Here is a 7,911-nt window from a genome sequence, read left to right on the forward strand (position 1 = left end):
GCCAACACCGGCGCCCCGCTGGACGCCGCCGGGGTCGAGTCGCTGTCCACACTGCGGGCGTCGGCCAAGCGGGACACCGGGGACACGCTCTCCACGCCGCAGAAACCGGTGGCCTCCTGCGGCCCTTCCTCGACTACGGAACAGCCCTGCGGCCGATATTCGACGAGTTCAGTGGACATTTCGGAGATCAGGAAGTTTTTGCCGAACAGGTACGCAATCGAGTACGCCCACAGGAGCTGGTGAGTGCGCCGATCCTCACCCCGGGTGAGTACACCGTGCTACGCGAACTGGCTTCGGGAGACACCACGGAGTCGATCGCCGACACGCTGTTCCTCTCGGTCAACACGATCAAGACGCACCTTCGCGGGATCTATCGCAAGTTGGAAGTGAGCAACCGACGCGACGCGCTCAAGGCTGCGCGACGCGGCGGTCTCATCTGAGCAAGACTGCTTCCATGCTCCCGAAGCTGTACTCCGACTCGCGCGATCGCTTGATGGTGTGGGCAAGACGCACACCGAGCCGTCGCCTGGCGACCGATGCAACCGATGATTCTGGTGTTCGCGGCGTCCTGTGCGTCGAGGGTCAGCACTCGGCCATGCGTACCAAATCGTTTCTCCGCCACCGAAGTCGACGGTGAAACTTCCGTTCTTGTGGTCGCCGGTGCAGGTGAGAGATTCGTTGGTGAACAGGTATCTGCCGGCGTTCGCACGGATGCTCGGTAGTTCGATGTCAGCCCAGACTCCGTCGTCGAAGTATCTGACTTCACCGTGGTGATCGGTGTATTCGATGACGGCGACTGTCGTTTGGTCGCTCATAGCTCGGTCACGTCAGTTACGGTGCGTTCGAGTCCCAGGAATCCGTCGCCGCGCTCGTCTACGAGGCTGGCGAGCGCGTTGCTGAGGTCGTATCCTTCTTCGTGTTGTTCGACTGCGAAGTCGTCCGGAACGTCGAACTCCTGCTGGTGTGTGCTGTGCTCTTCCCAGATGACTCTGATCTTTTTCATCGCACTCCCCCGTCTCGCTGGGGGAAGTGTGGGGCCGGCTGGGCTGTGGTGGCATTTGGGTGGTGTTCTCCCATGGGTGACCTCACTGGTTTGGGATGTTCCCCTGGGGCACTTGCCCCCTGGGCCAGCTTGACTAGCTGGTGTGTCCCTGACATTAGGTCACTATGCACCAATAGTGCAAGCTATGTGTCAACTATTGGTTTTAATGGGCCTGAGGGTGGCCCTGGGCAATCCTGGGGCCATTCTGGGCACTATGTACCCATAGTGCCTCATAGGCCCTGAGAATTGATCTCAGGGCCAGGATCACCCTTCCTGGGGTTGGCCAGTGGTGCAGTGCAGCCCTAGGGGCAGTTCACAACCCTGGGAGGTCTATCAGGTCCACAGAAATGCCCCTAAAAATGCACCCCTACCTGCAGAGTTGACAGACTATGCCCCCATAGTGCAAACTATGTATCAGCAAGCCAGTAAGGGCCAGCAACACAGGCCAGCTGGCAAGCAATCTGGATACCAGCTCAGAGTCTGGAAAACCTCAGTGTTGGTCTGTCCCAACAACTTCATATCGTCACAAGCCTGAATGCCGGCTCTTGGGAACCCTGAATAGGCCAGGGAAGAAACCCTCGAGCACATGATCTTTGAGAACTCAATAGCGTGAGACACCCACAACCACAAGGCAGCAATGCCCAATGGTGTTGCTGCCGATGATCCCTCGGAAAGGGGACCATTATGTCCAGCAAGTCCACCGAAGCGTATGTCCCGGTTTTCAAGACCGAGACCCTTCCGGACGACTTCACGAACGTGCTCGGAGCGATGCTCCTCATGGGCTGGAGTTACACCGTCGAACACAGCGTGGTCAACGAGGTGGTTGCGCGGATCACCGTCCGCGCACTGACAGTGCCTGCCGGGAGCGCCCGCGCCCCCGTCTACTCCGACTCGTCGAGCCGGAAGCCCACCTTGAGCCCCACCTGCCAGTGTGCGATCTGCCCGTCCTCGAGTTGGCCGCGCACCTGCGTCACCTCGAACCAGTCCAGGTTGCGCAGCGTCTGCGAGGCCCGGTCGATGCCGTTGCGGATGGCCTGGTCGACGCCGTCCGGCGAGGTGCCGACGATCTCCGTGACCCGGTAGGTGTGGTTCGACATGCCGCTGCTCCTCTTCCAGTGACGTTCCAGTGACGGGAGTGTCACGCGTCATTCCACCGTGCCCCACGCGGCGGCGAAGCGCGAGACGTCGTCTCCCGGCCCCACCGCCGCCCAGGCGCTCACCGGGTCAGCGCGCCACGCTCAGCGACAGCGCGAACCGGCCCGGGCCGTCCGTCCACCAGTGCGTCAGGTCCAGGCCCACCGCCGACAGTTCGGCGCGCACGCCCTCCTGCCGGAACTTCGCCGACACCTCGGTCCGCATCTCCTCACCGGCCGCGAAGTCGACGGCGAGATCGAGCGCCGGCACCTTCACCGTCTGTGCCGTACGGGAGCGCAGCCGCATCTCGATCCACTCGTGCCCGGCGTCCCACAACGCGACATGGTCGAACGCGGCGGGCTCGAAGTCGCCTCCCAGCTCGCGGTTGATCACGGTCAGGACGTTCTTGTTGAACGCGGCCGTCACCCCGGCCCCGTCGTCGTACGCCCGGACCAGCACCTCCTCGTCCTTGACCAGGTCGGTGCCCAGCAACAGGGCGTCGCCCGGGGTGAGCAGGGCGCGTACGGACGCCAGGAACGCGGCGCGTTCGGCGGGCAGCAGATTGCCGATCGTGCCGCCGAGGAAGGCCACCAGGCGGGGCCCCGGCGTCTCCGGCAGGGTCAGCTCCGCGGTGAAGTCGGCGATCAGCGCGTGCACGTCCAGGCCCGGCCGCTCGGCGGCGAGCGCCTGTCCGGCCTGGGCGAGGGCGCTCTCGCTGACGTCGACAGGGACGTAGGTCTGCAGATCCGTGAGGGCGTCGAGCAGATGCCGGGTCTTCTCCGAGGAGCCGGAGCCGAGCTCCACCAGGGTGCGCGCCCGGGTCGCAGCGGCGATGTCGCCGGAACGCGCGAGGAGGATCTCCCGCTCCGCGCGCGTCGGGTAGTACTCCGGCAGTTCCGTGATCTTCTCGAACAGGTCGCTGCCATGGGCGTCGTAGAACCACTTCGGCGGGAGCGACTTGGGGTGGCCGGTCAGACCCCGGTGGACATCGGCGCGCAGCGCGGCGTCGGTGGCGTCCTCGGGCAGGGTGCGGGTGAGACGGAACGGGCTCACGTACGGGGCTCCTTCACGAGTGCGGGCACGGAGGCGTCGGCCGGCTCCTTCAGCGGCGTGAGCAGCACGTCGGTGCGGCTCGCCACGAGCAGGGTGCGGTCGGGGACCTCCTGCCAGTGCGGATCGTCGTCGTAGGGCTCGGAGGCCACGACGGTGCCGCCGCCGGGCCGGGCGAGGTACCAGAGGGCGTCGCCCCAGGCGGTCGCGGTGATGGTGTCGCCGTCGGTGAGGAGGAGGTTGAGCCGGGAATCAGGGGCCGCGGCGGCGACCTCCAGGACCGTGTCGGCCATCGCCTGGCCCTCCTCGTCGCCGCCTCGCAACCGCGCCAGCACCAGCGCCCACACGAGCGCCGAGTCGTTGCGGGCCTCCAGCGACAGCAGGTCCTCGTGCGGCAGCGTCCGGGACAGCGAGGCCAGTGAACCGGGCCAGCCCCTGACCGCCCCGTTGTGGCTGAACAGCCAGGTCCCCGCGGCGAACGGGGCCGCGGCGGCCTCCGCGTCCGCGCCCGACAGGGTCGCGTCCCGCACCGCGGCGAGCAGTCCTGTGGACCGTACGACCCGGGCGAGATCGGCGAACGACAGGTCCGCCCAGATCGGCCCGGCACGGCGGTAGCGGGCCGGCACCGGGTCGCCCTCGGCGTACCAGCCCACGCCGAAACCGTCGGCGTTGACCGTCCCGTACTTCTGGTGCCGGGGCGCCCACGACTGCCGGTACAGCCCGTGCGGGGGCTCCACCAGCAGCCCGCCCAGCGCCTCCGGTGGCCCCACGTACGCCACATGACGGCACATCAGACGTCCTCCGACCGGGCCGTGCGGAACCCGGAGAAGATCTGCCGGCGGATCGGATAGTCCCAGTTGCGGAAGGTGCCCCGGCAGGCCACGGCGTCCACGGCGAACGAGCCGCCACGGAGCACCTTGTACTCGGGCCCGAAGAAGACCTCCGAGTACTCCTTGTACGGGAACGCCTTGAACCCCGGGTACGGCAGGAAGTCGCTCGCCGTCCACTCCCACACGTCACCGATCAGCTGCCGTACGCCGAGCTGCGACTCACCGGCCGGGTAGCTCCCGGCGGGCGCCGGACGCAGGTGCCGCTGACCGAGGTTGGCGTGCTCGGGCCCCGGGTCGGCGTCGCCCCAGGGGTAGCGCATCGAGCGGTCGGCGGCCGGGTCGTGCCGGGCCGCCTTCTCCCACTCGGCCTCCGTGGGCAGCCGGCGTCCCGCCCAGCGGGCATAGGCGTCGGCCTCGTACCAGGACACGTGCACCACGGGCTCGTCCGCCGGTACGACCTCGGTGACGCCGAACCGGTGCCTGAGGAACTGCTTGCCGTCGCGCCACCAGAACAGCGGCGCGTCGATCCCGTACCTGCGGATGTGCGCCCAGCCGTCGGCCGTCCACCACCGCGGGTTGTCGTAACCGCCGTCCTCGATGAACGCCCGGTAGGCGCCGTTCGTCACCGGGGTGGTGTCGATGCGGAAGGGCTCGACCTCGCGCCGGTGCGCGGGGCGTTCGTTGTCCAGGGCCCATGGCTCGTCGGAGGTGCCCATCGTGAACGGGCCGCCCGGGACCAGGACTTCGGACGGACCGGTGAACAGCGGCACCGGCTCCGGGTCGGGCGCCGTCAGGGCCGGCGGGCCGGTGCGCAGCTGATGGGTGATCAGCATGGTCTCGTCGTGCTGCTGTTCGTGCTGCGCGATCATCCCGAAGGCGAACCCGGCCTCCGTCAGCCGCGTCCCGTGGAACGCGTGCCGCTCCAGCACGTCCAGGGCCCGGCCGCGCACGTCTGCCGCGTAGGTGCGGGCCTCGGCAGGTGAGAGCAGGGGCAGCTTCGGCCGCTCGGCTCGGGGGTGCTCGAAGGCGTCGTAGAGGCCGTCGATCTCGGGGCGTATCGCCTCCTGCCCCGCGACGGCCCGCAGCAGCCACTGCTCCTCCTGGTTGCCGATGTGCGCGAGGTCCCACACCAGCGGCGACATCAGCGGCGAGTGCTGCGCGGTCAGGTCGGGATCCTCCACGCAGCTCGTCAGCAGGGTGGTGCGGTCGCGGGCGACGACGAGGGAGGCGACCGCCCGCTCACGGAGCACCTCGGGGTCGACGGCCTGGGCGTCGACAGCGGATTCGGTGTCGGTCATGGGCGGAAGTCCTTCCCGTGGGCGCGACCGTCCGCGCCACGCTGTCGGTCGAGCAGGTCGTCGGCGGGGCAGCGGCCCAGGACGACGTAGCGGTCCAGATAGGCCGTGACGGCCTCGATGACCTCGGGGCCGGCGCCGAGCCGGGGCAGGGCGTCCAGTGCGGTCGTGAAGCACGTGACGGCAACCTCGCGCAGTTCCGCGTCGGCCAGACCGCCGCGGGCCGCGTCGAGCCACAGCGGATTGTGCGGCGCGGGCAGCCCCAGTGTCCGCTCGGTCAGCGGCTTCACGGCCCGGTAGGCGGTCTCGGTGGCCTCCGGGTCGTCGAACAGCGCCGCCGTCACGGCGAGCGGCACGATCCAGCCGTCGTCTCCGGGCTGCGCGTCGATCATGCGCAGTTCGAGATGGCCGCGCGGCCTGACCGGCGGGAAGAGCGTCGTGACGTGGTAGTCGAGGTCCTCCCGGGTGGGCGGCCGGGGCGCGCCGGTGCGGATCCAGTCCCGGAAGGTGAGCCCCTCGGGGACGTCCCAGGGCCCGCCCTCCCGCCGTACGCACATCACGGGGGAGTCCAGCACGTGCCGGGCCCAGGCGCCGCGCGGGTCGGTGTCCAGTCGCGGTCCGCCCGCCCGGTCGGCGCCGATGCGGGTCCACGCCAGCTGCCGGGTGGACAGCCAGCCGGTCGGCCGGTGCCCGGCGAGCGGGGAGTTGGCGAACGCGGCGACCAGGACCGCGCCCAGATGGTGGGCCAGCCACCAGCGCCGCACCAGGCCCTGCGGCCCGGGCTCCTCGTGGCCGGCGTCCAGGCACACCTGGACGGAGGCGGAGGCGCACATCATGGCGCGGCCTGCGGGGCCCGTGCGGTCCAGGCACCTCTCCATGGCGTCGTAGCGCGGTTCGCGCAGGAACCGGCGGGGTTCGTGCCAGGGATCGTGGCCGAGGCCGACGAGGGCGAGGTCGTCCTGGCGCAGGACCGCGCGGACGGCGTCGAGGTCGGCGGAGACGGTGTCGATGACTTCCGTCAGGGAGGCGGCGGGGGGCGAGCTCAGCTCCAGCTGGCCGCCGGGTTCCACGGTGAGCGCCGACCTCAGAGGCAGCGGCCGCAGTGCCGTGTAGGCCGCTTCGAGTCGTTCGGGGGTGACGGGGAGCTGCGGTGCGCGCAACTCGTGGACGAGCCATTCCACCTCGACACCGAGGCGGCGTGGAGGGCCGGTCTTGAAGCAGATGCCGCGGACGAGGGCCTCGACCTCGGCTTCGGACATTGAGGTGCGTGGCCGGGTACAGCCACTTACCGAATCGGACATGTCGGGATCCTCCTGAGATTCCACCATGCCACCGGTCCGGGCTCTTCGGCGGCCCGGGCCGGGATCACCCGTCCCACCCAAGACGTTCATGGCGCTCGGCACAAGGGGGCGAAGCGGGGCGTTTCCGGGCGGTCATGCGGTCCGGCCCGGCGTTTCCAGGGATTTCCCCGGGCGTTCCCCAGGGCGAAAACTCTGTTGCGGCGGGGAGCGGGCATCACGCACGATGCCTGCGTGAGCACGACAAGACGGGCTGCGCGGTGCGCGCTCACGGCGCGTACGGGGGTCCAAGCCCCAGTGGTGTTCAAGCTCCAGTGGTGTTCAGCTCCAGCAATAGTCGGCCAGCAGCGCGCGTGAGTCCGGAACGAACGGCCACGACGGATCCTGCAGGTGGGCGCCGAGTTCCTTCGGCGTCCACCACCAACCTTCGGCGATCTCGCTGGGTTGATGTGCCATCGGCCCGTCGTATCTGAGTTCGAACGCGAACAGGTGACAGCGCAACGGAGAGTTCTCCCACTCACCGTCCCAGGATTTTCGAGCGATTTCGGTCAGTTGGAGTGGCTGATCTGCTGTTCCGAAGATTCCGAGTTCTTCGCCGACTTCACGGATCGCAGTTTCCTGCGGCGTCTCACCTGGATCCACGACACCTCCGGCAAGACAGTCGTGATAGCCCCCGAACACCGCTTTCGTGTCGGTTCGGCGATGAACGTAGATGCGAGAGCCGTCCCCGTTGCGAACCAGGACGCCCGCGCTCGCGTGCCAGAGCCCCCCCGAGTAGACGACGGAACGCGTTGCTCGGCCGATCGGATTACCCGTCCGGTCGTACACGGCGACTACCTCGTCCGCGGGATTCAGGTCTGCGGTGAGAGGTTGGTGCATTCCTCCAACTGTGCCACGCCTGTAGGCGCCGCGCCGCAATCACATAGGCTCTTGTGTCATGCAGCGGATCATCGGTGTCGAGGTCGAATACGGAATATCTTCACCCAGTGAGCCGTCGGCGAATCCGATTCTCACTTCAACGCAGGCGGTGCTTGCCTACGCCGCCGCAGCGGGCGTGCCACGGGCCAAGCGCACACGCTGGGATTACGAAGTGGAATCTCCGCTGCGAGATGCCCGAGGCTTCGATCTGGGGCGAATGAGCGGTCCCGCACCGGTGATCGACGCGGACGAGATCGGCGCCGCGAACATGATTCTCACCAACGGGGCACGGTTGTACGTCGACCACGCCCATCCGGAGTACTCGGCCCCCGAGGTCGCCGACC

General features: G+C 68.2%; 9 protein-coding genes. 2 read left to right on the top strand and 7 right to left on the bottom strand.

What is annotated here, in order from left to right:
* Window positions 1–239: 239 nt before the first annotated feature.
* Window positions 240–440: a response regulator transcription factor gene (locus tag ABT116_RS36590; RefSeq protein ID WP_351643148.1), complete on the top strand. Its 201-nt coding sequence runs from the start codon at window positions 240–242 to the stop codon at window positions 438–440.
* Between the two features lie 371 nt (window positions 441–811).
* On the opposite strand, the gene ABT116_RS36595 is transcribed toward ABT116_RS36590, so the two are convergent.
* The 7 genes from ABT116_RS36595 to ABT116_RS36625 all read right to left on the bottom strand — a co-directional run bounded on the left by ABT116_RS36595 (window position 812) and on the right by ABT116_RS36625 (window position 7,528).
* On the bottom strand, window positions 812–1,003 hold the full coding sequence (locus tag ABT116_RS36595) for a hypothetical protein (RefSeq protein ID WP_351643151.1): 192 nt from the start codon (window positions 1,001–1,003) through the stop codon (window positions 812–814).
* 920 nt (window positions 1,004–1,923) lie between these two features.
* On the bottom strand, window positions 1,924–2,139 hold the full coding sequence (locus ABT116_RS36600; RefSeq protein ID WP_033307910.1) for a dodecin: 216 nt from the start codon (window positions 2,137–2,139) through the stop codon (window positions 1,924–1,926).
* A 127-nt stretch (window positions 2,140–2,266) separates the two neighbouring features.
* Entirely contained in the window at window positions 2,267–3,229 is a 963-nt protein-coding gene (egtD, locus tag ABT116_RS36605) for an L-histidine N(alpha)-methyltransferase (protein WP_351643154.1), read from the bottom strand.
* Window positions 3,226–4,017 (bottom strand): ergothioneine biosynthesis protein EgtC, encoded by a 792-nt coding sequence (gene egtC, locus ABT116_RS36610; protein WP_351643157.1) that lies wholly within the window; start codon window positions 4,015–4,017, stop codon window positions 3,226–3,228. The genes egtD and egtC overlap by 4 nt, the downstream gene beginning before the upstream one ends.
* Window positions 4,017–5,354 carry an ergothioneine biosynthesis protein EgtB gene (gene egtB / locus ABT116_RS36615; RefSeq protein ID WP_351643159.1) on the bottom strand — a complete coding sequence of 446 codons (1,338 nt, stop codon included), beginning with the start codon at window positions 5,352–5,354 and terminating at the stop codon, window positions 4,017–4,019. Before egtB ends, egtC begins: the two co-directional genes overlap by 1 nt.
* Complete coding sequence (egtA, locus tag ABT116_RS36620; protein ID WP_351643161.1) at window positions 5,351–6,652, bottom strand: ergothioneine biosynthesis glutamate--cysteine ligase EgtA; 1,302 nt, start codon at window positions 6,650–6,652, stop codon at window positions 5,351–5,353. The genes egtB and egtA overlap by 4 nt, the downstream gene beginning before the upstream one ends.
* A gap of 318 nt (window positions 6,653–6,970) precedes the next feature.
* The gene (locus ABT116_RS36625) at window positions 6,971–7,528 is read right to left on the bottom strand and encodes an NUDIX hydrolase (RefSeq protein WP_166810150.1); all 558 of its coding nucleotides are present in this window, start codon (window positions 7,526–7,528) and stop codon (window positions 6,971–6,973) included.
* Window positions 7,529–7,586: 58 nt separating this feature from the next.
* Here ABT116_RS36625 and ABT116_RS36630 point away from each other — a divergent pair.
* Window positions 7,587–7,911 (top strand): proteasome accessory factor PafA2 family protein (locus ABT116_RS36630; RefSeq protein WP_351643165.1); only part of this gene is annotated, 325 nt, incomplete at its 3' end.

The organism is Streptomyces sp. NPDC002130, from assembly GCF_040296465.1.
GTDB lineage: Bacteria > Actinomycetota > Actinomycetes > Streptomycetales > Streptomycetaceae > Streptomyces.